Annotated in this window: 23 protein-coding genes; 13 read left to right on the top strand and 10 right to left on the bottom strand. The window is 59.0% G+C overall.

Features of this window, described 5'->3' with window-relative positions; translation table 11 throughout:
- Window positions 1-84: 84 nt before the first annotated feature.
- Together B5526_RS05870 and B5526_RS38850 are read right to left on the bottom strand one after the other, a co-directional pair.
- Window positions 85-792 carry a hypothetical protein gene (locus tag B5526_RS05870; RefSeq protein WP_079537347.1) on the bottom strand — a complete coding sequence of 236 codons (708 nt, stop codon included), beginning with the start codon at window positions 790-792 and terminating at the stop codon, window positions 85-87.
- A 63-nt stretch (window positions 793-855) separates the two neighbouring features.
- The gene (locus B5526_RS38850; RefSeq protein WP_079537346.1) at window positions 856-1,038 is read right to left on the bottom strand and encodes a hypothetical protein; all 183 of its coding nucleotides are present in this window, start codon (window positions 1,036-1,038) and stop codon (window positions 856-858) included.
- Window positions 1,039-1,667: 629 nt separating this feature from the next.
- Between B5526_RS38850 and glnA the strand changes: the two genes are divergently transcribed.
- From glnA to B5526_RS05835, 6 genes are all read left to right on the top strand, one after another.
- Window positions 1,668-3,077 (top strand): type I glutamate--ammonia ligase, encoded by a 1,410-nt coding sequence (glnA, locus tag B5526_RS05860; RefSeq protein WP_079537345.1) that lies wholly within the window; start codon window positions 1,668-1,670, stop codon window positions 3,075-3,077.
- Window positions 3,078-3,301: 224 nt separating this feature from the next.
- Entirely contained in the window at window positions 3,302-4,276 is a 975-nt protein-coding gene (locus tag B5526_RS05855) for a bile acid:sodium symporter family protein (protein WP_197688452.1), read from the top strand.
- Window positions 4,277-4,627: 351 nt separating this feature from the next.
- A complete protein-coding gene (locus B5526_RS05850) occupies window positions 4,628-5,671 on the top strand; it encodes a DUF294 nucleotidyltransferase-like domain-containing protein (protein ID WP_172841977.1) in 1,044 nt (347 codons plus the stop codon).
- Window positions 5,672-5,678: 7 nt separating this feature from the next.
- Entirely contained in the window at window positions 5,679-6,314 is a 636-nt protein-coding gene (locus B5526_RS05845; RefSeq protein WP_079537343.1) for a YgjV family protein, read from the top strand.
- A gap of 222 nt (window positions 6,315-6,536) precedes the next feature.
- A complete protein-coding gene (locus B5526_RS05840) occupies window positions 6,537-7,640 on the top strand; it encodes a hypothetical protein (RefSeq protein WP_079537342.1) in 1,104 nt (367 codons plus the stop codon).
- Window position 7,641: 1 nt separating this feature from the next.
- Window positions 7,642-7,827: a hypothetical protein gene (locus tag B5526_RS05835; RefSeq protein ID WP_079537340.1), complete on the top strand. Its 186-nt coding sequence runs from the start codon at window positions 7,642-7,644 to the stop codon at window positions 7,825-7,827.
- 1,530 nt (window positions 7,828-9,357) lie between these two features.
- On the opposite strand, the gene B5526_RS05830 is transcribed toward B5526_RS05835, so the two are convergent.
- Window positions 9,358-10,344 (bottom strand): AraC family transcriptional regulator, encoded by a 987-nt coding sequence (locus tag B5526_RS05830; RefSeq protein WP_172841976.1) that lies wholly within the window; start codon window positions 10,342-10,344, stop codon window positions 9,358-9,360.
- A gap of 183 nt (window positions 10,345-10,527) precedes the next feature.
- On the opposite strand from B5526_RS05830, the gene B5526_RS05825 reads away from it, so the two are divergent.
- The 3 genes from B5526_RS05825 to B5526_RS05815 all read left to right on the top strand — a co-directional run bounded on the left by B5526_RS05825 (window position 10,528) and on the right by B5526_RS05815 (window position 13,325).
- A complete protein-coding gene (locus B5526_RS05825) occupies window positions 10,528-11,784 on the top strand; it encodes a hypothetical protein (protein ID WP_079537337.1) in 1,257 nt (418 codons plus the stop codon).
- A gap of 165 nt (window positions 11,785-11,949) precedes the next feature.
- Complete coding sequence (locus tag B5526_RS05820) at window positions 11,950-12,537, top strand: hypothetical protein (protein ID WP_433994640.1); 588 nt, start codon at window positions 11,950-11,952, stop codon at window positions 12,535-12,537.
- Between the two features lie 8 nt (window positions 12,538-12,545).
- Window positions 12,546-13,325, top strand: a complete 780-nt coding sequence (locus tag B5526_RS05815; protein WP_079537336.1) for a hypothetical protein — start codon at window positions 12,546-12,548, stop codon at window positions 13,323-13,325.
- 101 nt (window positions 13,326-13,426) lie between these two features.
- On the opposite strand, the gene B5526_RS05810 is transcribed toward B5526_RS05815, so the two are convergent.
- Window positions 13,427-14,587, bottom strand: a complete 1,161-nt coding sequence (locus tag B5526_RS05810; protein WP_079544668.1) for an IS30 family transposase — start codon at window positions 14,585-14,587, stop codon at window positions 13,427-13,429.
- Window positions 14,588-14,831: 244 nt separating this feature from the next.
- Between B5526_RS05810 and B5526_RS05805 the strand changes: the two genes are divergently transcribed.
- Both B5526_RS05805 and B5526_RS38845 read left to right on the top strand, forming a co-directional pair.
- Window positions 14,832-15,041, top strand: coding sequence for a hypothetical protein (locus tag B5526_RS05805; protein WP_079537335.1), 210 nt, complete (start codon window positions 14,832-14,834; stop codon window positions 15,039-15,041).
- Window positions 15,042-15,136: 95 nt separating this feature from the next.
- Complete coding sequence (locus B5526_RS38845) at window positions 15,137-15,736, top strand: hypothetical protein (RefSeq protein ID WP_244562205.1); 600 nt, start codon at window positions 15,137-15,139, stop codon at window positions 15,734-15,736.
- 1,280 nt (window positions 15,737-17,016) lie between these two features.
- Here the strand turns inward: B5526_RS38845 and B5526_RS05790 are convergent.
- The gene (locus B5526_RS05790) at window positions 17,017-17,490 is read right to left on the bottom strand and encodes a GNAT family N-acetyltransferase (RefSeq protein ID WP_079544724.1); all 474 of its coding nucleotides are present in this window, start codon (window positions 17,488-17,490) and stop codon (window positions 17,017-17,019) included.
- 1,053 nt (window positions 17,491-18,543) lie between these two features.
- On the opposite strand from B5526_RS05790, the gene B5526_RS05785 reads away from it, so the two are divergent.
- A complete protein-coding gene (locus B5526_RS05785) occupies window positions 18,544-18,879 on the top strand; it encodes a hypothetical protein (RefSeq protein ID WP_154071145.1) in 336 nt (111 codons plus the stop codon).
- 698 nt (window positions 18,880-19,577) lie between these two features.
- Here B5526_RS05785 and B5526_RS05780 read toward each other — a convergent pair.
- Entirely contained in the window at window positions 19,578-20,144 is a 567-nt protein-coding gene (locus B5526_RS05780; RefSeq protein ID WP_154071144.1) for a hypothetical protein, read from the bottom strand.
- A gap of 264 nt (window positions 20,145-20,408) precedes the next feature.
- On the opposite strand from B5526_RS05780, the gene B5526_RS37395 reads away from it, so the two are divergent.
- Window positions 20,409-20,750, top strand: coding sequence for a hypothetical protein (locus B5526_RS37395; protein ID WP_154071143.1), 342 nt, complete (start codon window positions 20,409-20,411; stop codon window positions 20,748-20,750).
- Between the two features lie 276 nt (window positions 20,751-21,026).
- On the opposite strand, the gene B5526_RS05770 is transcribed toward B5526_RS37395, so the two are convergent.
- From B5526_RS05770 to B5526_RS05750, 4 genes are all read right to left on the bottom strand, one after another.
- Complete coding sequence (locus tag B5526_RS05770) at window positions 21,027-21,236, bottom strand: hypothetical protein (RefSeq protein ID WP_079537330.1); 210 nt, start codon at window positions 21,234-21,236, stop codon at window positions 21,027-21,029.
- 445 nt (window positions 21,237-21,681) lie between these two features.
- Window positions 21,682-22,218 carry a hypothetical protein gene (locus B5526_RS05765; RefSeq protein WP_079537329.1) on the bottom strand — a complete coding sequence of 179 codons (537 nt, stop codon included), beginning with the start codon at window positions 22,216-22,218 and terminating at the stop codon, window positions 21,682-21,684.
- A 1,074-nt stretch (window positions 22,219-23,292) separates the two neighbouring features.
- Window positions 23,293-24,060, bottom strand: coding sequence for an anti-sigma factor family protein (locus tag B5526_RS05755; protein ID WP_079537327.1), 768 nt, complete (start codon window positions 24,058-24,060; stop codon window positions 23,293-23,295).
- Window positions 24,057-24,617 carry a sigma-70 family RNA polymerase sigma factor gene (locus tag B5526_RS05750; protein WP_079537326.1) on the bottom strand — a complete coding sequence of 187 codons (561 nt, stop codon included), beginning with the start codon at window positions 24,615-24,617 and terminating at the stop codon, window positions 24,057-24,059. Before B5526_RS05750 ends, B5526_RS05755 begins: the two co-directional genes overlap by 4 nt.
- Window positions 24,618-24,619: the final 2 nt, after the last annotated feature.

Raw genomic sequence — 24,619 nt, 5'->3', positions numbered from 1 at the left:
TACTGATCTTGATCTTAGACGGGTGACGCGAAGGCTCATCCTTTAGGGGCTAACGATGAATAGGGCCCCAACGACGAACGCGAGCTATTGTTCTGACGACAGGTGGACTATCTGGCGCCCGCCATTCATCGCCTTGAGGCTGTTGACATACTCCTCAGGACGCTCCCAGCGGAGGGGAACTTTCAATCCCATAAAATCTGCGATGCTACCGATAAACGCAGTGCAATTGGATGTTTCGGCGTTCCAGACCGGTGAACTCGCCTGTAATTGCTTGATGTATGCGAAAACCCTCTTTGCGTCCGGCTCATTCAAGTAAACTCGGTAACTAGCGGTCAAGTACTGCGGATCAAGATCGCCATAGCTTGCCCCGGTCTCGGACGGCACCCACGTCAAATAACCAACTACATAGGCTAGGGTGTCGCCCGCAGGGGTAAGGCCCGCGACTTCAACTTCTCGCTCGCTTGTCTTCCCAAACCAGACGAAAGCGTGTCCCCAGCTCGCCGCCGTTCTGGCTCGGAAATCAACATAGTACGGGCCCTTTGCTGATACCGACCCCGGCTTTCGAACAGACCGTGGCGCCGGTTTCGATTCAATGGGCGCCTCACTGGAAACAAGCGCGTTCGCGTCGGCGGTGCGCTTGTGGACCTCCCGTCTCTGGGAAATGAAGCGTTCCGAACCGGCGCGAATGTCAATCTCGTTTGCAGCAGCTGATTGGATTTTGCACGGGAGCAAAACGGCGAGTGCGAATCCCGCAAACAAGCATAGTCCTAATCTCTTCGGTCTATTTGCCACGCGTCGCCCTTCAACTATCGACGATAAAGGTCAGATCAACGAGACCTGAGTCAATACCGCGGATTAGTAGCCCCGCGTCACGACGGGTGCCTTGCCGATTGGGGCCTTCCCGACTGGGGTCTTGCCAATCGGCATCTTGCCGACTGGAGCCTGCTGATAGACGGGCTGTCGGTGCGGGAAGTCGGCCGCGCCAGCGGCGGTCACCAGGGCAAGCGTTGCACCCGCTATAATCACAATTTTCACCACGGTACTTCTCCACTAGGTTAGAAGAAACAAGGCAGTAACCTGCTGCGCGTTCCCCTCAGACCCGCCGGGAGCATGAACGTCGGAATACGTCTACAGTGCGGCAGATCGGACCCGTTCGAGGAATAGGTCTACAGTGCGGCAGATATGACACATGCGGGAGCCTCCACCCCTATTGGGTCAATGGAGCGATAGCCGAACGCCGTTGTCGCGCCAATCGGTCCGAAGGCGATGCCAAGGCGATATTGACGTCCGGCCTACGTTGGTCTGCTGAGGGTCAATCTCGCCATTTTGGCGGTTGGCCAACTACTTCGGGTCTTTCCCTGGAAATGGACATCGTCAACATTCCAGTTGCCTAGCTAGAGTTTGACAGTCGCTTACCGAGCACGATTGTTTGTTCTCATGGCTGGTGGCTGGCGCGACCGGCTCTCCGTAACACCGCCAGTGGTCTCATCGTCGTCCACCGACATTTGAAGGCAGTCGCTCCGTTCTGAAGATGACAAAAAGGCGGCGCCGCGCGACTACAGCCGTAACCGTATTGCCCACGCCGGTGATGATTCCGTAACTGGCGGTCATCAGAGTCTCCGTACGCTCGCGGGGGGGATCTGCTTGATCGGAAAGGCAAAACGGCAATGACGACTGCAAACGACGTTCTAAAGGCGATCAAGGACGATGGAATCGACTTTGTTGACCTGCGCTTTACCGATCTTAAAGGCAAGCTCCAGCACGTGACGCTGGATGGCTCTGTCGTTGACGAAACCGTGTTCACTGAAGGCGTGATGTTCGACGGCTCGTCGATCGCCGGATGGAAGGCGATCAACGAGTCGGACATGGTGTTGTTGCCTGATCCGACGACGTTGCATCGGGACCCATTCTTCGCCGAACCGACCCTGGTGGTTCTCTGCGACGTCCACGATCCCGTCACTACCCAGCCCTACAATCGTGATCCGCGTGGCACCGCCAGAAAGGCGGAGACCTATCTCAAATCGACCGGCGCCGGCGACATCGCCTATTTCGGCCCGGAGGCGGAATTCTTCATCTTCGAGGACGTTCGCTACAAGGCCGACCCCTACAACACCGGCTTTAAGCTCGACTCATCGGAATTGCCGTCCAACGACGATCGCATCATGGACGGTGGTAATCTCGGTCACCGTCCTCGCGTGAAGGGCGGCTACTTTCCGGTTCCGCCGGTTGACTCCTGCCAAGGTTTGCGGTCGCAAATGTTGAAGGCGCTTGCCGGCATGGGTGTCGCAGTGGAGAAGCACCACCACGAGGTCGCCGCCGGACAACATGAGCTTGGTATTAGGTTCGACACGCTCGTCCGCAATGCCGATAAGATGCAACTCTACAAATATGCCGTACATCAGGTCGCCAATGCCGCTGGCAAGGCTGCGACCTTCATGCCGAAACCGGTCCATGGCGACAACGGCTCGGGCATGCACGTGCATCAATCGATCTGGAAGAATGGCCGGCCGGCGTTCGCGGGCAACCACTATGCCGGCCTGTCCGAGATCTGCCTCCACTACATCGGTGGCATCATCCGGCATGCCAAGGCGATCAACGCCTTCACCAACCCATCGACGAATTCCTACAAGCGTCTGGTCCCGGGATACGAAGCGCCCGTGTTGCTCGCCTACTCCGCGTGCAACCGCTCAGCCTCGTGCCGAATTCCTTTCGCCGCAGACCCGAAAGCGAAGCGCGTCGAGGTCCGCTTCCCCGATCCGTCCGCCAATCCTTATCTTGGCTTCGCTGCGATGCTGATGGCCGGGCTCGACGGCATCAGGAACAAGGTCCATCCGGGCGAGCCGATGGATAAGGATCTTTACGACCTGCCACCGGAAGAGCTGCGGTCGATACCGACCGTCTGTACCAGCTTGCGGGAAGCGCTTGAAAGCCTCGACAAGGATCGTGCCTTTTTGAACGCGGGTGATGTGTTCGACGACGATCAGATCAACTCCTTTATCGAGTTGAAGTCGCAGGAAGTCGTGCGTCTCGAAACGACGCCGCATCCACTTGAGTTCGACATGTACTTTTCGGTCTGAGGGAGGCGGCCGATGGCTGCAGTAACTTTGCCGAAACCTAAGACATGTCTCAGCGGGCGGATCGGCCCGTCAACGCTCGCCGCATGCCGCGGCCTTGTGCTGCGCGGGGACATTGCTGCCGCAGCCGATTGGCGGGCACCGGCGATCTGGGTTCACAATTCCAGCAAGGCCGACATTTTAAGGCCGGCGCAACCCCGACCAGCGGAGCCGGCCCGATGAGCGCGCTGTCTCGCGTCCGCCCCGACGAGTTCACGACTGCCATGCTGGCGACGGTGATGTTGGCCTTCCTGCTGCCTTGCCGGGGCACGAGCGCCGGGATTTTCGGCGATCTGGCCGCAGCTGCAATTGGCCTCCTGTTCTTTCTTCAAGGCGCACGGCTGTCGCGCGCGGCGATCGTTGCGGGGGCGTTGCATTGGCGGCTGCATTTGGTCATTTTTGCCGCCACCTTTGTGCTGTTTCCGGTCGTCGGACTCGCTTTGCGGCCGCTGTCCGGGACCCTGCTGACGCCGCCGCTCTATCTCGGCCTCCTGTTTCTTTGCACCTTGCCGTCGACGGTACAGGACTCGGTCGCCTTCACCTCGATCGCCGGCGGGAATGTCGCGGCGGCGCTGTGCAGCGCTTCGGCTTCGAGCATTTTCGGTATCTTCCTGACGCCGCTGTTGACGGGTCTCGTACTGGACGCGCACGGCGCGTTTTCGCTCAATGCGCTGAGATCGATCGGGCTGGAGATGCTCCTTCCGTTTGTCGCCGGCCAGCTGTTGCAGCCCTGGATCGGGAGCTGGGTGCAGGCACGGCGGCGCGCCTTAAGCGGCGTCGATCGCGGCTCGGTGCTGCTGGTGGTCTACACCGTGTTCAGCGCAGCCACTTTGAGCGGGATCTGGCACCAGCTCGCCTTGGGACCGCTGATGGCGCTGTTTGCCGCGGCCGGCAGTTTGCTCGCGCTGATGCTGGCGATCACCGCGCTTGCCGCACGCGGTCTCGGCTTCTCGCGAGAGGATCAAATCGCGATCGTGTTCTGCGGCTCGAAAAAGAGCCTCGTCACCGGGATCCCGATGGCGAATTTGCTGTTTGCCGGCCACGCCTTGGGCCTCATCGTCCTGCCATTGATGGTGTTCTATCAGATCCAGCTCATGGCCTGCGCCGCGCTCGCCCGGCGCTACGCCAGGGCTGTGAGATCGCCCGCGATAGTCACCCCCTGAGGCGGGATTTTCGCGGCCAATCGTATCCCCCTTCTGAAGTTTGGCATTCCATCGAGGGCCGAGAAGCCGCTGGTGACGATCGAAGCAGGTTCCGTCTGTCGCGATAGCAAGGCTTTTCGGGGGCTTGAGTGGTTTCAGATGTAATCGACTTCCGTGGCTCTGAAATCGTCGTGTAGCCGCGCTACCTCAACCTCGGCAGTCGGGCCAATAGCAAAGCTGTGCCCCTACGAGCAACGAGGAGCGGCCAAGATGAAGAGACTTCTCACGGCGCCCCCCTCAGGATCCACTGAAGGGTGGCAAAGAATTGGCCCTATTTGCGGCATTCCAAGCGCAGCCGTCAGCGATGCCACGTTGGATGATGCCACGTCGGATAGAGTGCCGACCGCGGAGATCCGGCACGCGCTGCGCGCTCTTGCCAGCGAAACCGGACCGCTGACGGGGCTGCGTGGAGTGAAGCTCGTGCGCCCGCTCGTAGCGCAGGCGCACGAGGTCTTGCGCGAGCGCCTTGAGGCGGGCGGTTCAGTCGAGGCTTATCTGCGCGGCAGGACGCGTCTAGCGGACAGCGCGGTGATCGGGTTGCTCCACATTGCCTCGGTATCCACCCGGATGCGCGGCAGCAATATGGTCGCTCCGCTCGCAGCGGTTGCGGTCGGCGGCTACGGGCGAAGCGAGTTGGCTCCCGGCTCCGATCTCGACCTGCTCTTTCTGCTACCCGAAAGCAATCAGTCCCGCGCAGGAGCCGTGGCGGCTGCGACGGAAACCTGCATCAAGGCGGTCATTGCTGGGCTGTGGGACCTCGGGTTCGTGCTTGATCATGCCGCGCGCTCGCCCCGGGAATGCCTCGACCTCGCGCGCGAAGAGCCTGCCGTCCTGGCGAACCTGCTCGACCGGCGCTTCCTGTGGGGCGGCTTCGGCCTGTTCGCCGCGCTGGATGCCGATCTCGCGGGCCTCTTCTCAGGACCGCTTGCCGCGCGCTGGAGGGGCGCCGTTGGCTCAGCCATGGCGAGCACCCGTGGCGACGCGCTCAACAGCGCGCAGACGCCGGACAACGAGCCGGACGTGAAGCGAGGCCCCGGCGGCCTGCGCGATCTGCAGCGTGCGCTCTCGGTCAACACGCTCGCCTCAGGCCGACCCGCAGCGCTCGCGCAGCCGGCGCTCATCGAGGCGCACCGCTTCCTGTGGCTCGTGCGGTGTCATCTGCATCTTCTCGTCGGTCGCGCCGAGGACCGCCTCAGCTCGGCGCTCCAACCAGACGTCGCGCGCCGGCTCGGCTTCGACGAGCCTCGCGGAACAACCGCGGCGCCTAGTCTGCTGCACATCTTTCGCCGTCACGCGCACAACGTGCTCCAGGCGGCGGCACTCGCGACACGCTCAGTCCCCGCCCAGCCTCGATAGGCGTCTCATGCAACGGATGTTGGCCGTCCTTGCCGCCAATCCGGCGGCCGACGGCGCCGGACTCGTCGCGATGGTGTGTTTCATCGCTTGGCCCCTCTTTCAGGCGCGGTGGATGATGCTCGTCGCCTACATCGGCAACAATCTCTGCTTTGCCCTGCATTACGCGCTGCTGGGCCACTGGACCGCGGTGGCGATGAACGGCCTCATGAGCGTGCAGACCGTCGTGGCGATCATGCTCGTCCGCCAGCCGAGATTGCGCTTTGCGTACTATGCGCTGATGCCGGTGTTGGCACTCGCCAGTGTAGTCACCTGGCAGGGCGTGCCGTCGTTCCTCGCGGCCGCTGCGACGACGCTGTCGACGATTGGCCGCATGCAGACCAACGACGTGATCTTGCGTGCTTTACTGCTGGCCGCAACACCGTTTTGGGCAGTCCATGATCTGATCGTCGGCTCTTTTCCTGGCCTTATCGCCGATGTTCTGAGTATGGCGACTGGCGCGACGATGTTGATGCGGCACTCGCGGTGCGCGGACAGAAGCGATCCCCACCCAATAGCAGGATCCCGCGAGCCGCGTCATCACGCCGCAATTCCTGCAGCGCACGACCACCAAGGGCACACGGGTCGAACACGACGACTTCGATGATTGAGCGCTTGGCCTTGGAGCCGGGGGAACGGGCAGCATGCGCATCTTCGTTCGTAAAACCAATCAGATGAGCTGTTAAACGCGAGCGCCGCTTCGGGACGAAAGCTGGCCGTTCGAGAAAAATGCCAAAAGCCGACATTGAAGCCGATGTGAGGCTCGCGCTCGCGAATCTGCGCTTTTGTTATTATCATCTACGTTGCAGCTGAAGCACCGGAAACCGCCATGGGGATAAGAAGTCATACCGCCGCGACCAAGGCAGCTTTTGTGCTCGGAATCCTGCTGACGCCGCCGGGCAATCTCGGCTTCACGTCCGCTGCAATGGGGCAGCCGATCGCGCTCGCGAAAAAAAACTCGGATGCACTCGATACCTACAATGACGCGTTGAGCCATTTTAAGTCGATCCTGGCCGAGCGGCGCCGCCAGATCAGTTCTGGTCAACGGCTTCCGAACTTGCCGGGACAAGAACTCTACCGTGCCCGCATCAACATCATGAGTGCCTACAAGGATCTCATGGATGCCGTTCCGTCCAGAATCGGAAGGCCCAATAAATTCGGAATTCCTCCGGAGTATTTTGACGCGGACAATGAACCGCTGCTCGATGAATACAGGAAGCTGTTCGACCTCCTGGAGGCACCGCCTGCCAACGCGCAAAATTCGGCTACGCCATTCAAGGACGTTGCCGACCTGGGCATTGCCATTGCGCGGGCCAAGGGCCTTGATGCGGCCCATGCCGAAGCGGCAGGGCGTATCAGCCTGGGATTGTTTTTTGCTGAGACCAATGGCAATCAAAATATCGGGAATGCGCGCTCGAATACCTACAAGGGCAGTTTTCAAACCGGACCATCTGAAGATCAAAATGGTCGAAAGAAGTGGCAAGCGATAAAAAAGTCGATCACAGCCCTTGATCCCCAATTGAGCGCTCGCGATGACAAGGAAGAGGCGCGGGCCGGTGATCTGGATCATCGGTACAACCACTGGACCGCGGTGCGAGATGGCCTGATGAACGCCCACGCAGAGCTTTTCCCGCAACTACCGGCGATCGTGAAAACGCTTCCGAACCCGATCGACCAAATGAAGTTCTTTGAGCTCATCCAGATTATTCCTTCGCCGACACGATCCGCACTCAAGTCGGGCAACCTGGTCGACTACAGGATTTCCGACCCGACGATCATGGGATATCTGCGAAACAACAGCATCTTCGCCTTTGGACACGCCGACAGGGCAAGAACATCTGCAACCTTCAGGGAAATTCTCGATGCGATGTGGCTCTTCAACAAGAAATTCGAACAAGCGCTTTCGAAATTTGAAGAGATCAAGGCTCGGTGAGATGGCGCTTGCTGTGCTGATCTCAAAGAAGTCTTCGATCGCAATTTTTCGCGACACCAACGTGTTTTCACGTTTGAAAACCGAAGCGCGATCTTTCACTGCTTTGGGAATTCCCGACGATGTCATTGATAGTCTGAAGCTGCGAATTACAGATGATGCTAAATGCATCACAACGACTGGGGCGTGAACCCATGAATTCGGAGCGGTCGGCGGACGTCCGCTTTGGTGCGCATTCCGGACTCAAGTCCGACATCGCGTGAGGTCCGAAAAGTGCCAGAAGCCGGTCATTCAATCTCCTCGTCGGCACAAGCGCGCACGGGTTCATTCGGGCACCGTCCGACTCCTCGGTCCAATCACCCTCCCTGATGGATTTGAAAGCAAGTCGAGATCAGGCGAATGCCGCTACCGTCCATCTCGACTGGGGCGGCTCTTGCTGACGACAAACTGAAAGGCACCTATGCCGTCGCTGGCACTTTGGCATGTCTAGTGGCCCCGTCTGGATTTGCAAACGATAACAAGGGAAGTCCGACGATTGCGAATGGCCCCGATAGCTCTGTAGTGATACAAAATTTCCAGGCTCGCTTGACTTTCAATGGCGACGGAACGGGCACTGCATCTGGAACATTCGTGGCCATGCCTCCGCTTCCGACCGCCAAAGCTACCGTGGCTGCGGGTACCTTCTCGTACTCCTTTACTCACACCCCTGTCGCGAATAACTCCTTTACAACTGTCCCAACGCCAGGAACTTACAAGAGTACGACCAACTACGGGCCCTCTGCTGGCCGTCAAGTCGCGATCGATGATTCTTTTCATCGCGTGTTTCAGCTCTCGAACGACCAGAAATACGGCACAGTCGGTCTTGTGCACCTCAATCAACGGCGGGGCGGATCGGTCCTCATTGACGATTGGTGGCGCGTTTGAGGCTACATCGATCGACGGTTGCCGCTTGTTTTGTCATTTAGCGGAAATTTAGTCGCACGGCGTTTTGGGACTTTTGCAACACTATCTGCCGGTTCCGGACATTCAAAAGCAGCTTCACGCTCTTCCATCAAATCAGTGCCTTGCTGTCGCGAAGCCGCAAATCAGCTGTCCTTGACGGCTTGCAATGTGACGATATTATCGCGTGCGGGCGTGGCAATCGGTGCGAGGAAAATCCTTCGATGCGGACGCTTATGCCAGCCCTTGCGATGATAGCGCTAATCGGATTTTGCACTCAGGCCAACGCGCAGGCGCAATGCTCCGAGTTGACCCGGCTGCGCAGCGAGGCTGCAGAGGCCTCAAAACAGACGAGGGGCGGCCTAATATCGGACCGCTGCGAAGCGTACATTCGTTCTTCTATGGCATGGGGTGTAATGGTCCAATACGCGAATGACCATCGGGAGTTGTGTGACATTTCTATCCATTCGCTGAGCGAGTTCGAGAAATATCACCGCGAGGCAGTAAGTGCGCGCGACAATGTCTGCGCAGGCCGCCCTATTCGGCCATTTCCACCAGAAATCATTCAACGTTGAGACGCCCCGACGGGCGGGCCATTTCTACATGTCTCAGAGGTGCCAACAGCCGACATCACTATGCGGCACTCCGCCTTACGCCGGCAGTGCCGGCAGTCACAATGGTGTTGCGTCACCAACGCTTATGTTGTCGCATTGTCTCTCGGAAAGCCGGTGTCCACTTTTCCGGGAAAATGCTCAAAGCGCCTTCTGACGGACCTGTCCGCTTATTCCCGCTCGCGCTGCGCCGCCGCACGCACATCCGATGGCGTCGCGCCGTAGAGCCGGCGGAATGCTCGGTTGAAATAGGACAGATCGCCGAAGCCGACCGTGAAGGCGATAGCGCTGATGGCGCGGTCCGCGAATTGTCGATCGATCAGCATGCTATGCGCGCGAGCAAGCCGCTGATCGAGGACAAACTCGGTGAATGTGGTGCCCTCCAGATCGAACAGCTTGCGGACATACCTCGGCGTAATTCCCTGATGCCGTGCGATAGCTTCCAGGGAGAGATTGGTTTGACCCATGCCGGCGCGAATATAGGTCTTGATCGCCGAGAGCCGCGCGGCACGCGCGCCGCGGCTCCGGGCCCGATCCGTGGCCTCAGGTGTCGCGCCGATTACAAGCGCCACAAGGTCCTGCACGTGCGTGGCGAAAGCATGCCGCAGCTCAGGCGTCGCAAAGGCGTAACTGTCGTCGGCCGCCGTCACGTAGCTGATCAACAGTCGTAGCGCTTCCGTCTCCTTCGGTATCGGCCGCACGATGGCCGCCTCCGGATCGTTCACCATTGCGGCGATCGTTTTTCGCGGTACGGTGATCGTAACGTAGCGCGCCCCGACCGGGTATGTCAGCGCGCCCGCTTCCGCGTTCGACAGCAGGACGCCCTCGCAAGGCGCGACCGTCGCCTCGCGGCCAATCTGAGAAACATGGGACACGCCTTCGGTCGCGACATTGAGAACAAGATCGTCGTTGCCGTCGGGGATCAGCATCCGGGTTCGTTCTGCGCGAAGCCCACTACTGTTGCCGAACATCAGCGAAATTCCGGGCAAGCTGCGCAAGGTCGCGGTTTGCAAAAAACGAACATCGGGAATCCCTTCAAGCTGGAGGTTGACGACATAGCGCCCGAACACCTCGCGGCAGATCGCCATTCTGTCGCGCTCGGGCAGATCGTCGGTCGAGAACCGGAGGGGCGCGAAACTATCAACCGTCGAAGTCATCGCGCCATCCTGTTCTCTTTGCGCCCGTCCGCCATTCGCCGTCATTAGACACCGGATTGCAACACTACGTTCAAATCGGCACTTCAGGGCCTCTCAGTCCGAGCCCATGTACCTCACAGACCAAGCACACGCCCCCCTCCTGTGGCTAGCGTGTTCATCAGCGATTTGCTTTAGGGGGTTGGAATGCAGAAGATTGTGCTCGCCGGCGCTGTGCTTGCGGAAGTCCGTTCTATCGGCCACCCGGCGTCGGCGGGTTCGGGCGATGCTTTGCGTCAGTGCAACTGCCGCACGCGGCTGCTTGCCAGCAGCGCCATTTCGAGCGGAACGCTGCGGGGGCTGGCATTGGCCGCTGCCGTCGCGGCGAGCGTGTCGCTTGGCATCGGCCTTGCCTCGGCCGCCGATTACGCGGCGGGGGGCGGCGTCAACAACGCGCCCAGCGGCTTCGCGACGGCGGTTGGCTCGGGCGCCCAAACGACCGGCAACTTCGCGAGCGCGTTCGGCAGTTCAGCGAATGCGGTTGGCGGCGCCGCTACTGCGACGGGCTCGGGTTCCACCGCGAACGGCTTCGGTGCGACCGCGACGGGCCAAAACAGTACCGCCAACGGCGCCTTCGCAACTGCGACCGGCCAAGGCAGCACGGCAAACGGCGACTCCGCAACCGCGACGGGCGAGGGCAGCACGGCGAACGGCGTCTCCGCGACCGCAATGGGCGTGCTCAGCACGGCGAACGGCAACTTCGCGACTGCTACCGGCCAACGCAGCTTCGCGAACGGCGCCACCGCGAGCGCATTCGGCCAGGGCAGCTTGGCCAATAGCGACGCCACGACAGCTATCGGCCAGTCCAGCACGGCGAATGCGACCGGCGCGACGGCGGTGGGCCAGTCCAGCATTGCGAGCGGGACCAACGCGACAGCCATCGGCACGGGTGCCTCGGCGGCTTTCGCCAATTCAGCCGCCTTCGGCGCCGGTGCGACCGCGACCGCGGCCAATCAGATGGCGTTCGGCACAGCGTCGAACACCTACCGGATGCCGGGCATCGCCTCGGCGGCAAGCCTTGCCGCGCAGTCCGGCCCGACCTCGTTCGTCACCAGCGACGCCAATGGCAATCTGGCAACAAGCAGCTTCAACCCGCAAAACCTCACCTCGCTGCAGTCGCAAGTTTCCTCGCTGCAGTCGCAGGTCATCGACAACCGGCTCGAGGCGCGTACGGGTACCGCGGTGGCGCTCGCGGTCGGTGCGACGCCGGCACTGCAGGCGGGGCGCCGGTTTGGCATATCGGCAAGCTACGGCAACTTCCAGGGCAGCAACGCCTTCGGCGTGGGCGCGACGGCCCTTTTGTATGACACCAAGAGCTACGCGGTGGTCTTCAATGCCGGCGCGGGCGTTGGACTGGAAAGGAATGTGGTCGGCGTACGCACCGCGGTTGGGTTGCAGTGGTGATGACCAAGATGTGTTGCGCCCATGTTGCGCGGGCAAAATATGTGGTCCTGAATGGCGGCGTCGCCGCCGGATTTGCACAAGGTGCCGTCGGCGGACGGGCCGGAGCAACCGTCGCATGGTGATGGCAACGTGGTGACTGACAAGCGGCGCGGCTGGCGGATTGCAATGTTTGTGGCCGTCATGGCTGCGATCGTTCCTGCCGGCCATGCGCAGCAGGCGCCCGCGCAAGCGCCGAAACCTGCGCAGATCGATCGCAATGGCGTGCTGATCCTGATCCGATCTAGTTTGCTGGCACTCGACCAGGCCAACAAGACCGGCAATTACACCGTGCTGCGCGACATCGGCGCGCCCGGCTTCCAGAGCAACACAGCGGCGCGGCTCGGCGAGATCTTCGCCAAGCTGCGGGGCGACAACCTCGATCTCTCCGGCGTCGCCGTGATCGATCCGCAGCTCAATTTGCTGCCGCAAATCGAAGCCAACGGCCTGATGCATATGGCCGGCTTCTTTCCCTCGGTGCCGACCCAGGTCAATTTCGATCTGTCGTTTGCCCCAGTGAACGGGCAGTGGCGGCTGTTCGGCATCTCGGTGTCGATCGGACAGAGCGCGCCCGCCGCGCCGACGCCACCCGAGCCGCCAGTTGCGCAAAAGCAGCCTGCTCCAAATGGCGCCAAGCAGCCTGCGGGGGCAAAGTCCGCGCCCGCGATCAAGCTCGCGCCACCGGCGAACAAGCCAGCCGACGACCAGCCCAAATAGGCCGGAAAATGTTACCCGACGAAGCATTGAAATCGATGAAGGTGATGTTCGCGACGCCGTGCTACATCTCGGCCGTCAGCATGCACTACGTCACCAGCATCTTCGAACTCACGCTGCACAGCGCGCGGTTCGGACTGCAATGCATCCTGCATATGCATTCGGAAAGCCTGATCACCCGCTCGCGCAACAAGATGGTGCTCAAGTTCCTGTCCGACGAAACGCTGACCCATCTGTTCTGGATCGACTCCGATATCACCTTCACGCCGCAGTCTGTCTGCCGCCTGCTGCTGATTGATCGCGACGTCACCGCCGGGGTCTACCCGATAAAGGACTTCAACTGGCCTTCAGCTGGCCTGCCGGCGGGAACGACCCGGCGGCAATTCGAGGATCGTTATACCGAATACCCGTTCAATCCGATCGGCCATGGCAGCGAGCGGGTCAGCACCTATGCCGACGCCGACGGTTTCGTCGAGGTCGCGGAGGCACCGACCGGCTTCATGTGCATCAAGCGGGATGTGTTCAGGCAGATGATGGAGAAATACCCCAAGCTGAATTACGTTCCGGACGGCCCGCCGAACCCGCAGGCGCATCTGCACTGGTTGTTCTTCGACTGCATGGTCGATCCCGATTCCGGCCGCTATTTGTCGGAGGATTACGCGTTCTGCCGCCGCTGGCGCGACATCGGCGGCAAGATCTGGGTCGACCTGCAATGCAAGCTGATGCACCTCGGGCAGCACAATTTCCGCGGCGATCTTGCCGAGAGCCTTCGCCTTCAGGGCCGCTGGTGAGGGCTCACCGCTGCCTGAACCACCAGTTCAATAGAACTGAGGTTGTGGCGGGTCAGACTCGGACCTCGCACGACCGGGAGGTCTGTTTTGCCCCTGCCGGCTCAACCGGTCGACGCAACACAGGCGCTAAATCTCTCTGCTGGGGTTTCAAATTGCAAGGTCTCACGTGGTCGTTCGTTTAGCTGACGAGCCACTTTGTTCAGGTAGGCTTGTGAGTGCACCGACAAGTCGGTGCCCTTCGGAAAGTACTGTCTCAGCAGGCCATTGGTGTTCTCGTTCGACCCGCGCTGCCACGGGCTTTGCGGATCGCAAAAATAGACGTCGATTTTGGTCGCCAACGTAAAGCGGCGATGATCCGTAAGTTCCTTTCCCCGGTCCCAGGTCAGCGACTTATACAGCTCCTTTGGTAGCTTCTTCGCCTGCTTGATGAGCGCGGTGACCACCGTTCGGGTGTCCTTACCGGCCACCTTGGCCAACATCACGTAGCGCGTATGACGCTCGACCAAGGTCGCGATGTAGCTGTTGTTCGGCCCGGACAGCAGATCGCCTTCCCAATGGCCAGGCACCGCTCGATCTTCAACCGCCGCCGGTCGCTGGCGGATTGAGACGATATCCTTGATATGCCCCCGTCTATCGCCATCCGGATCGACCGGCTTGGAGCGACGCATCGAGCGCTTCGATCGAAGATGACTAAGCAGCTCTTTCTTGAGCACGCCACGGGTTTGTACAAATAAGCTGCGGTAGATCGTCTCGTGTGACACCTGATTACACTCGTCTTCAGGATGCGTTCTCTTCAGCCAGCCGGCTATCTGCTCGGGTGACCAATCCAATCTGAGCTTCCCCGCGACAGCTCGCCGTAGCCGCGGACTGCTCGCCAATTTACAGCATTTTGGACGACGAGCTCGCGCCCAGGCATTCTCATCTGCAAGTGCCGCTCGGTAGCGGTCATAGCCGCCATTACGGTTCATTTCCCGGCTCACCGTCGAGGGTGAGCGGCCAAGCAACTTGGCGATCGATCGGGCCGATCGATGTGCCGTAACACCTCTGGAAATCACCTCGCGTTCCGCGAGCGTCAATGCCAGCCTGGAGCGACGCCGCTCGGCAGGACGAATCCCACCATGCGGAGCCACCAAAAAATAGATCGACGATGACTGCTTACCAAAAGCGCGTCCGATCGCCTTTAGCGACTCCCCGCGCTTCCAGCGATCCCATAACTCCGTTTTCTCTGCCGCAGTAAACCCTCTATGAAATTTGTGAGCCATCAAACCACACTCCATCTCTCCTTTAAGATAAAGTGTTGCGTCAACCGGTTGAGACCACCCCCCGAGAACGGACATCGTCGGCTAGACCGGCTACGTCCGATAAGTGCCACAAGCAGAAATTCCGGAAACTCGGATTTTTGGCCCGAAATACCGAAACGCTTGGCGTGCTAATGGGAATGGTCCCACGTTTTTCTAATCTATGGGGATCAATACGGACCGTCTCATTTGCCCTACCGCTTGAAAGATGTCCTTTGCCGTGCACGTCCTCGATCAGGATAATTTCACCAACGCCTATGATGCGCGTTTCGCCGTCACCAGCCGTGCATCGTCGTTCGTGAGCATCGCGGAAACGCTTCGATCTTCGGCAAAAGCCAGTCACCAGCCGCGAAACTGCGTTGCGCTGATTATTAACCATGCGGGAGCTTCTCGCGGCGAAGGCCGGACGCTTAATTAGCGCTTAACATTTGTGCGCAAGATTTAAACAATCAGCACAAACATTTATGACGCAGCAAGAATTGCGAGTGGAACTCAGCCTCTCAGGAGGATTGCATGAAAGCGCTTGTCATTGTCGCGTTGGCCGCAACCTTGGTCGGCTGTAGCTGCCCTTTGCAGCGGCAAGCGAGTCTGGAAGCATGTCCGGACGCGAACGGATTCTGTTTCTGGACGCCGGCCAGTCAGCCGATTGAACCAGAGCCTTCGTCATTCAAGGCCCATTCTGCAATAATAAAAGTTAAGCCCACCATTGCGGCGAAGACCGAAAAGTCGTCGTCTGCTGACACCCGTGATAGGGCCCATCAAGCCGTGAAAACGGCGAAGTCCACCGTGATCGCCGCGAAAGTCGAGCCTCCGACATCTGGTCAGGCCGCTGAAACGCCCGATCCAGTCCTTATCAAGGCAAAAACCACGATCGCCGCGAAGTTGGAGAACCCGGCGTCTGCCGCGTTTGGCGAAATGAAACGCGCCATGCGAAAAAATTTACGGGGGGAGTCCGTCGACTCCATTTGCGGCCGCGTCAGAGGAAAAAAAGCGTCGGGCGAAGATACCGGAGACAGGCCGTTTCTATATCTCGTGGAGGAGGATGATGCATACGTCGTCGACGGCACCGCGGACTCAGTGGCGGCGACGGCGTATCGCAACATTTGCAACTAGCCTTGGAACAACAGAACCGCGCCTGAAATCTGTTGCCTGCCATGGACCAGAACGGTCCGCTGACGGGACTCGTGCCCCGGAGCTCGAAAATCGAGAGCAACGTCGATGAGCAAATCGCCGCAGAGACAACGCTGGTAGCCCCGCCGCATCTCGCGCGCCTTCGCGATGTCGGTCGTGGGTCAAAGTCGGAAGAACTCATTCTGAGCAAATGTCTTCCGGGTTACCCCTCAAAGCGGACATCGCTCGATACGGTTGGCATGTCGCAAACGTGCCAATAGGCGAAATAGACTACCTCATACCTTTAAACGAAAGAGGCCGCCAACTGGGGCGGCCGCTTCAATTCTTGACGCGATTTTTTGTTACTTTAACCCCAGACTGCTGCAATACCATGTGTTTTCAGAACTTTTCCAACCGACTTTCAGTCCGTCTTCCATGCACGCGGCGTAGGTTTTCCAGTTGCCAACGTTTCTGCACGTTGACGACAACGCTGGCCAACCAGACCCGGAGCATCCGACCCAAGGGGAGTTGCCTGACCTAAAGCTCGATGGGCAACCACCGACGCAACCGCCAGCGGGATTCGCGGGTGCGGCATTAGCGGGTGCAATCGACATGGCCGCGACAGCTAGACCCGCAACGAAGAGTGACGATGCTTTCATGGCTATCTCCTTCCAAATTCCAAGGACAGCAAATGCCATCCCGGACCGTACAATTTTGTTTTCAGACTGATAAGGGTCAACACGAAACTGCGCGGGGCAGGATTGCTGTCGGAGCTGACCTGCCTGCAGCGAGAGCGGCACACTCCAACGCGGGAGTGGCGCGCCGACAGGCGGCCTCACTCTTTGCTTTCGATCTCCGCGCCTACGATCTCAGCCGCGCGCTCAACATACTCGGCGGCTAGTTTCCGCAGTTCAGCTTGCGTTTGGGCGTCGCTCATGCGGTCAGCGTGCCACCGGCATTTGTCGGCTTGGTCAAGCAGATACATTGCGCGTGTGGACATGCGGACGGCCTTAGATGCCAAAGTTCACCCTAGGGCAATGCCCACTTAGGCGCTGTTCAAAACAGAACACCCGGCCTGTCGGTTGCGGCCGATGTCGCATGTGGGTCGTTCGCGTCGTTTTGACCGCGGTCCGGCCACTTCCGGTCTTCCCTCAAAGCGGACATCGCTCTCGATACAGTTGGCATGTCGCAAACGTGCCAAAAAGCTGCCATGTCAAGCAAGGACCGGATTTCCAGATCCTCGAAGCCGAGTTAGCGGTTCTAGCTAGGCGCGTCGAAGAGCTTCAGCGCGCGATTGCCTTCAGATCGTGGCGCATGATCGGGCGAGCCGCTGCGCGGCGAGCGACCTCCTTGAAGCCCGCGTGTGCGAACGCAGAAACCGTTCCGGTGAAGATGTTCGACGTGCTCTTCGGCGCGGTCGTATTGACCGGGTAAGCCTCGAGCGCAGGTGCCTTCGCGCGTTTTGCAGTCTTCAAAGCCGCAGCGATAAGCTGAGACATGACCCCTTGCCGACGATACGCTCTGCGCACGAAGAAACACGATATCGACCAGACTGGCACATCGTCCACACGCTGGAACCACCACATGCGATCAAGCCACACTAGCGCATCGCGCGGCGTGAGCTGGCACCAGCCCACTGCTAAGTCGCCGTCGAAGGCGAGCAAGCCGGGCGGCGAACCGCGCTTGACGATCTTTCGCAACGTCTCCCTGTTTTCGCCGCACCTCCCGCGATAGGCGCCGCCGATCCGCCAATACATGCACCAGCAGCCATTGCTGGCACCCCACTTGCCGAACAGATCCTCAAGCGCAGGCCACAGCTTGGGCGTGAGCGGAACGATCCTAAACTTGATGGTCCTAAAGTTTTTTGTCATGCGGCGCCCGTGCAGTTTACCGATCGGAACTTGGGGTTCGACGCTAATTGCCTGCTGCGATGATTAGCCGTTTTCTCGCTAAGGCGCGCGGAATATGGAATCCCAGTTATTCTAGCCCACTGTATGACTGCCCGAGGCATACCTGCGTTAGCTGCTGGCCAGCAATACAAAGGGTGGTCGGGATGTCTCAAATGGGTCAAAAGCGTCGGTTTGACGATCAGCCAGCCACTTCCGGTCTACCCCGATCAACGGACATCATCAGACCGGCCCGGTTGGTCCGGTTCGTGCCAACAACGGTCATTCCGGCAAGCCCACTAAACGACTCAGTCTGTACGTAACTTCCGAGCAAGCCACTCGTAGCTCTCACTTAGCGAGTTCCGCCATCACTAACGAGATGTTTCGCGAAAGAACCCAACGACGCTCGCGTCGGCCGACTCTGCGGGGAGTTGCGGTTGGCCCGCATTCCCCCCATCGGCTACACTTTTCTCGATGACCGCCGCGCCTCCCGCGCCCTCTGCATGGCGTAGCTATGTCGAAAACGGGTTGTCCCCGTCATTCAATTTCTTTTCAGTCTGGACCGTAAGGCGCCGCGCTACTTCGGTCGAAGAGCGCATAAAAAAGCCCCGCAGAAACGCGGCGCTTACTCTTAGGGCTTGTAGGTACCTGGGTCCGAGCCGCCAACCAAGCCGCCTCTGCTATTCGGGCCGCCTGCAGGGCCGTTCATCGAACGCCCCATGCCGACCGTACCTTGGTTGGTCCCGCTCATCGAACGCCCCATGCCGACCGTACCTTGGTGGGTCCTAACGCCCGACCTGTACTTATGATGACTTGTGTATGCAAGTGCGAACGTGCTTGAGAGTGCGAACGCAGAAGCCAATGCTATTGTCGCAAGTTTCATGGTCGTTCTCCCTTGATTTTAGTTAGTCGGACCAACCCACCATGATTGTTTGTGTTCCAAACCGTCTCATGATTTTTTTGTTCCAGACCGTCTTCAGCGCGACAGAAGCCGCCAAGCTGTTCACATCTCACAGAGCCTCAGTGCTCCAGCAATCGTCCGCGCGCGCGGTGATCGCACCGAGCGCGATGGTGATCGAGTTATCCCTCCTTTACCTCTCCTTTTATATCACCTTCATGTTGCAAGGGCGCTCAAGCAACGATTTGTCCCATAGCTCCATCCTTGCCGGCAATCGCTTCATAGACAGCCTGCCAAGCCTCCGATCGTTCCTTGCTCTTGGCGAACCAAGCGGCCGTCATTCGGGTCATAAGCTCAAATGAGTATTTTGATAGGGGCCAGAACTGGCTTAGAGCACCGCTTGCTTGGAAATGGTTGATGTCTCAGATGGGTCAGACTCGGACCTCGACGCGCACGACCGCGAGTCTGTTTTGCCCCCGAGAACGGACATCGTCGGCTAGACCGGCTACGTCCGAAAAGTGCCAGGAACGGAAGTCGCTGACTTCATTCGATCACCTAATCGACGATCACGGTCTCGTCGGGCAGCCATAATTCAATCAAGGCCACAAGGGGCAAAGGCGTAAATCCGGCGACACGAGCCGTCGTGGTTTCAGTTGAAAACAGGGTTTGGTGTGCCATCATAGAGCGGGATGGAAACCCCTTATGGGAGAAACGTGATCCGAAGCCCGCTTCGCGCAATCAGTCACAATTTCGGAGCGATCATCTTATGGCTATTGATCGCGCCCTGTGCGCTTGTGCGCCTGCGACTGCAGAAAGAGCCGAAAAAGCCGTACATATTATCAATCTCAACGCGCGGGATCGCACCAGAGATCCCCTTATGTAGTTTGAACCTGCGGTATGATGGCATTTATCGAGATTGATCGGTGCGGACGCTTTCGGCGGCGCGACCGGCATCCGGTGACGCCGAACAAATAATGCGACAAGAGCGACCGAAAAACAGCGCATCACAAGCATGTTCGATGTTCCCGACACAGACCTCTTCCAGAAATCTCGTCTTAGCTCAGTACTTACCCAGGATCGCTAGGTAGGCCGGTTCGGCGGCTTTCAGGGCCTTCCGCGAGTTGGCGGACAAGGTGATGGTTACCAAAAACTCATTGCCGTCATTGTCGTTGTCTGTGGTTACCGCCTGTAATTCGTAGCCTTGTTCACGAAGGCTTCCGGCCTCGAACTGGTGTCGCACGAATGCGACCTTGCCATCGCCGCGGGGAAGGTCGTCAAGGTCGGTAATTTTGGCGTCTTTGGCGCGACTGTGCCAGTCCGCGATGTTTTCGGACATGAAGTCAGAAATCGGCTGCTTCTTGCGATTGTATATTACGGCAACATAGATTTTTGCAGCCGCTTTCTCGAAACCGGCGCCCTGGGGTAACAGGAACTGCGAATTAAAATGATGGGTCGCATCCCTGTCTTCAACCCAGCCGTCGGGAATCACGATCGAGGCCCGGAAGAATGGACACAGCTTGCCGTTGCATTGGTTCATGATTTTTTCGATCGTTGCCCCGGCAGGCGTCGTCGCAATCAGGCTGGCAAACAGCCCGAAAACGCAAAAAGGTACCAAGGCTCGCCGCATCCTTCTTCCTCCAAATATGAAATGCCATTTTCGCATCGCCGCAAATCGGGTGATCGCGGTCTAGTTTCACGCCGGCGAACAAGCCATTCGTCGCTGATAATGCACGATGAGTTCAATCCGTAATCCAGGGGAGCGCTTCACAAGTGCAACTGCCGAACGCCATCATCCCTGCGGAATTAAGCAACAGCAACAGTAGTGTCGCATCGAACCCTAAAGCAAGTTAACTCGACACACGATCGTCAACTCAGCCTTTGAGATGGACTCATGCGCAAGTTGCTACACGTGGAAACTGCTTTGGCGAAAACTGTCCGTATTGTTCTTTCTTTATTTATCGTATCGTCAACGGGGTTGAGCCTCGGTAGTCGGTCCTGGGCGGATGACGCAACTGACGAGAACCGTGCGATCGGACTCGTCTTCGACTCACCGAAAGTTAGGATATTTCTAAAGAAAATGAAGGCGGTGAAACAACCTGTTGGCGCGATGACAGAGCAAAAGTCAAAATGTGTGTTTAACGTGCGAGTCTTTGAAGATCACCCTGATCATATTGCGACATTTGGATTCTATGATGCGGATATTTGCCGAGGAAATGTAAAAGAATCGCCCTAATCGCGATCCTCAGCTGGATCAGCGCAGCGGTCATGGGTCTAGCGGCTGTTCTGATGTTTAGCTGCCCCGACGGCCCCCTAAGTCGGACTTCCGCTTTTCCCCCGATAGCGACAGAACTGCGGACGTCGCTGGAGGTCCGAAAAGTGCCAACAACGGTCATCACTCGGCACGCTCAGCCGCGGAGATTGAGGGCGACTTCGCTCTCCTCATCGCGGATATCGCCAGTCGGATTTTAATGCAGGAAATCGACGTCGTTGCGGTGCTGCCGAAGGTTTTTCAATAAGCCAACAGCCCGACTATTATCGGGATGAAAAAATAGGCGGTGACCCCGAGGAAGAGTCCTACGACAATCTTCGTGCGTCCGTGGACCTTCGTATCCAGCCAAGCCCCTACCTTCAGTACAATCTGGTTTAAAAACGAGTTCGCCCAGCCCTTAATGAAGGCGCTGATCATTGCGAACAGAAGCTCTCCGATAATATTGGCCATCTGTTTAAGCTGCCCACTTTTGGGATTAGTCGCACCCGTCTCCGCCGGGGTTCAACTGCCTTAACTGGAGCCCGCTGAGCAGGTTCGAGGCCCGTGCTGGGGGGCGAGTTGCCTCTCGATGTCTATTCATGGGTCATTTTCGGAGGTCCGCTGTTCCCCCCAAGAACGGACATCCTCAGTCCGTCCCGGCCTGTCCGAAAAGTGCCGATTTTGTTGCAAAAGTCGAAAATTGAACGACGCCAAAAATCTCGCGAAAGTCGATTTTTAGGCATCTCTATCGCCGCAAGGCTCCTTGGCGCCGATACGAAGGTCCGTGGTCGTCTTTGCGTGAAACGATATGGGGTCCCTCACGTCGCAAGGCACGGGACGCATCAGCGGCTCTTAAAATTTCGGTCCATCACCCCAAAAATACTTTTGCAACAAAATCTGCCACAAGCAGACTTCTCTACTGCCGCGTCTCGTAAAAGACGTCTGTTTGGTCCGCAAACACGAAATCTTTTTTGGTGATCAAAATGATCGTATATGGGCTCGTTTGAGTTGGCTCTATGGCAGCGGTGTCAAAGTATTGATTACCTTCAATGCGCCAAGTTCCATGTGTGACACCTTCTTCGGCCGGCAACATCGTCCAGGTGCCATCGACCCGGTAGAGATAATCGTGACGGGGAGATTTCCATTCACCGACGCGAAGACTGGAGAAGGCTTTGCTGTCGGAATCTTTCGGCGCGGGATGCTGTTTGATCTCGGTATCGATCGCCTGCCATTCGTTCGTGTTCAGGCGAACGGCCTTCTCGCGCATTCGAAGAAGGAGGGTGACGTAATTCGACCGAGCCGCTTCGTTGGGATGAGAAATTTTCTCGTAAGCGCGCTTGGCCTTCTGGAGCGCATCGATGTTCGGGGTGCGATGGGGCTGCTGCGCGAGGGCGGCGAACGGCCACGCGAGCACTATGCCACCGAGATACGAGATCAAATCGCGCCGTCTCATGCAGGCCCCTCCAGCCTCGGGCAATCTAGAAGGATAGGGCGCGCGGGACAACCGATGTCCGCTGTGGGTCATTCGCGTCGATTTTGGTATGTCCGCAGCATGTCCGGTTAGGGGGGCAATCTCGGAAATGCCGGTTGTCCGGCTTTGCCGATTGAAGGCATCGGGTTGGACGTGATTCAAGCGCCTTCCGCGACATTCTCGATGCGATGTGGCTCTTCAACAAGAAATTCGAACAAGCGCTTTCGAAATTTGAAGAGATCAAGGCTCGGTGAAAGGGATGCTCCGACCGACCCGGAACAGCGGGCCAATTGGCACATACGGTTTTTCGCGCAAAGACGAATTTGCTGAACCAAATCAACGTGATTTGGGTCGTCCAGTCCCTCTTGTAAAAATAATCCGCTTCGTGATTTGCCCAAATCACTCGTATATCCATCGCCGTCTTGTTCCTAACGAGGGGCGTTTCGCGATCGTCACGAACGTAGGGAATGGGATGCGGTGGACGCGGTGGCGCTTTTGACGAACAGCACTGACGCGGACGGCGAAGTCGTGTGGTCCTGACACCCCGACGCTGGTGTCAAGTTGGCGGAAGCAATTTCGCCGATGACGGTGGCAAGAAAGCCCGGTCACCGGGGAGAGCACGATATAAGCCGTAAAACCATTGCGCGGGGAATGCCGGGTGTTTCCGGTGTGACCGTGGTGACTAACGCGCGTGTTACCTACACTACACGCGCGGCTGCGGGCGCATCGGGCGCCCGGCATTCCCTGCGCCCTCTGATTCCAGAGGGCGGGAATCAAGAGCAAAACTCGGGCGCAATGCGCGGCGAGATCGCGAGAGTCTGTCTACAAGTGTCATGTTGCTTGAAAATTGAATCTGCAGCACACAGCTGTCATCGTCCGCCACCGGGTCGGCGCAAGGCGCCGCCCGATGACAGGCTCCGGCGGACGATCCAGTACTCCCCAGCAGTTGTGATTCAACCGAGACGCTGCGGCGTACTGGATACCCGGCCTGCGCGGGGTATGACGATGCTATGTGGGCTCAACCTGTCATCAGCCGCGTATCGATTCCAAGGCCTCTCAGCCCGTCGCGCTGCTCTTCATCGCGGCCTCGAACTTGTCGCCGAAATCGGCGAGCTCGTCGGCGGCGATGTCGCTGACCGCCCAGTAGTTCAAGCCGCGATCGCCCCAGCTTCGGATGTTGAATCCCTGGATGGTCTCGATTTTGGCCGGGCGGCGTTCGGTCGAGGAAGTCTGGGCGACGAACAGATTGATCACATGCGCGCGGCGGCGGTAGACGATAGCCCCGATGGGGCGGGCGTCGACATAATCGAGCCGGCCGCCGATCAGGGTAAAACCCTGCGCGGTGAGGTCGACGACCGGCGGCGCCACGTCCAGTTTGCCGTTGAACCACGGTTTGACCGTGTGCTTGTCGGTGGAAATCACGTCGGTGAGATGTCCGGCCTGCAACGAGCGCAGATGCGCCGACACCACCTCGGATTCGATGCGCTGCGCGTCATCGTTGCGCAACACGATGGCGACAAGACCGGTGGCCGCGATCGCCGAGACCGCCGATCCCATCGCAAAGCCCCGCAGCACCGCGCGCCGGTTCGGCATTTGCGCCTGCGCTTGCGGCAATGCGGCCTCGATCCGCTTGCGCAGCAAAGGCGGCGCGGTGTAGCGCAGATCGGCGCCGGCGACAGCCTTGCTCATCTCGCGATAGTCGGCAAGCGCTGCGGCGCAAGCCGGGCAGCCTGCGATATGGTCTTCGACCTCGCGCGCGTGGCCGGCGTCGAGCTCGCCGTCGATCAGCGCGTGAAGAAGAATTTCAGCCTCGTCGCAAGTCATTTCCGTTGCTCCTCTTCCGCCATCCATGCCGAGCGCAGCATGGCGCGGGCGCGCGCCAGGCGCGACATTACGGTGCCGACCGGCACTTCCGCGACATCGGCGATCTCGCGGTACGAAAGATTGTTGATTTCACGCAGCACAAAAGTCTCCCGGAAGGGTTCGGCGAGCGATGTCACGAGCCGCCTTATCGTGTCGGCATCCCAGCGCCGCAGCATCTGGGTTTCCGGCGTTTCCTGCGCCTCATGCCACAGCGGCGTTTGTTCGGCGCTTTCCGGCGCATCCTCGATCGGGCTGGTCGGCGAACTGGCACGGCGCGCGAATTCGGCGCGGCAGACATTGCGCAGAATCGCGAACAGCCAGGGCTTCATCGCCGGCCCCCGGTAACTGTCGAAATGCTTGAACGCGCGCAGATAGCATTCCTGCACCGCGTCCTCGGCATCGCTGGCGTCGCGGAGCAAATAGCGCGCCAGCGTGTAGGCGTCGTCGAGATAGGGCAGCGCGGCCTCGCGAAACCGGCGTGCCTTCTCCGGGTCGTCATTCGCAGCTTTGAGCGGCATCG

Source organism: Bradyrhizobium lablabi (genome assembly GCF_900141755.1).
Lineage (GTDB): Bacteria > Pseudomonadota > Alphaproteobacteria > Rhizobiales > Xanthobacteraceae > Bradyrhizobium > Bradyrhizobium lablabi_A.
This window is presented reverse-complemented; position numbering and strand designations above follow the sequence as displayed.

Coding starts and splice junctions, on each gene's coding strand:
- glnA (WP_079537345.1), top strand. CDS start 1,668: ATGACGACTGCAAACGACGTTCTAAAGGCGATCAAGGACGATGGAATC.
- B5526_RS05845 (WP_079537343.1), top strand. CDS start 5,679: ATGCAACGGATGTTGGCCGTCCTTGCCGCCAATCCGGCGGCCGACGGC.
- B5526_RS05840 (WP_079537342.1), top strand. CDS start 6,537: ATGGGGATAAGAAGTCATACCGCCGCGACCAAGGCAGCTTTTGTGCTC.
- B5526_RS05835 (WP_079537340.1), top strand. CDS start 7,642: ATGGCGCTTGCTGTGCTGATCTCAAAGAAGTCTTCGATCGCAATTTTT.
- B5526_RS05830 (WP_172841976.1), bottom strand. CDS start 10,344: ATGACTTCGACGGTTGATAGTTTCGCGCCCCTCCGGTTCTCGACCGAC.
- B5526_RS05825 (WP_079537337.1), top strand. CDS start 10,528: ATGCAGAAGATTGTGCTCGCCGGCGCTGTGCTTGCGGAAGTCCGTTCT.
- B5526_RS05820 (WP_433994640.1), top strand. CDS start 11,950: ATGTTTGTGGCCGTCATGGCTGCGATCGTTCCTGCCGGCCATGCGCAG.
- B5526_RS05815 (WP_079537336.1), top strand. CDS start 12,546: ATGTTACCCGACGAAGCATTGAAATCGATGAAGGTGATGTTCGCGACG.
- B5526_RS05810 (WP_079544668.1), bottom strand. CDS start 14,587: ATGGCTCACAAATTTCATAGAGGGTTTACTGCGGCAGAGAAAACGGAG.
- B5526_RS05805 (WP_079537335.1), top strand. CDS start 14,832: ATGTCCTTTGCCGTGCACGTCCTCGATCAGGATAATTTCACCAACGCC.
- B5526_RS38845 (WP_244562205.1), top strand. CDS start 15,137: ATGAAAGCGCTTGTCATTGTCGCGTTGGCCGCAACCTTGGTCGGCTGT.
- B5526_RS05790 (WP_079544724.1), bottom strand. CDS start 17,490: ATGTATTGGCGGATCGGCGGCGCCTATCGCGGGAGGTGCGGCGAAAAC.
- B5526_RS05785 (WP_154071145.1), top strand. CDS start 18,544: ATGATTGTTTGTGTTCCAAACCGTCTCATGATTTTTTTGTTCCAGACC.
- B5526_RS05780 (WP_154071144.1), bottom strand. CDS start 20,144: ATGCGGCGAGCCTTGGTACCTTTTTGCGTTTTCGGGCTGTTTGCCAGC.
- B5526_RS37395 (WP_154071143.1), top strand. CDS start 20,409: ATGCGCAAGTTGCTACACGTGGAAACTGCTTTGGCGAAAACTGTCCGT.
- B5526_RS05770 (WP_079537330.1), bottom strand. CDS start 21,236: ATGGCCAATATTATCGGAGAGCTTCTGTTCGCAATGATCAGCGCCTTC.
- B5526_RS05765 (WP_079537329.1), bottom strand. CDS start 22,218: ATGAGACGGCGCGATTTGATCTCGTATCTCGGTGGCATAGTGCTCGCG.
- B5526_RS05755 (WP_079537327.1), bottom strand. CDS start 24,060: ATGACTTGCGACGAGGCTGAAATTCTTCTTCACGCGCTGATCGACGGC.
- B5526_RS05750 (WP_079537326.1), bottom strand. CDS start 24,617: ATGCCGCTCAAAGCTGCGAATGACGACCCGGAGAAGGCACGCCGGTTT.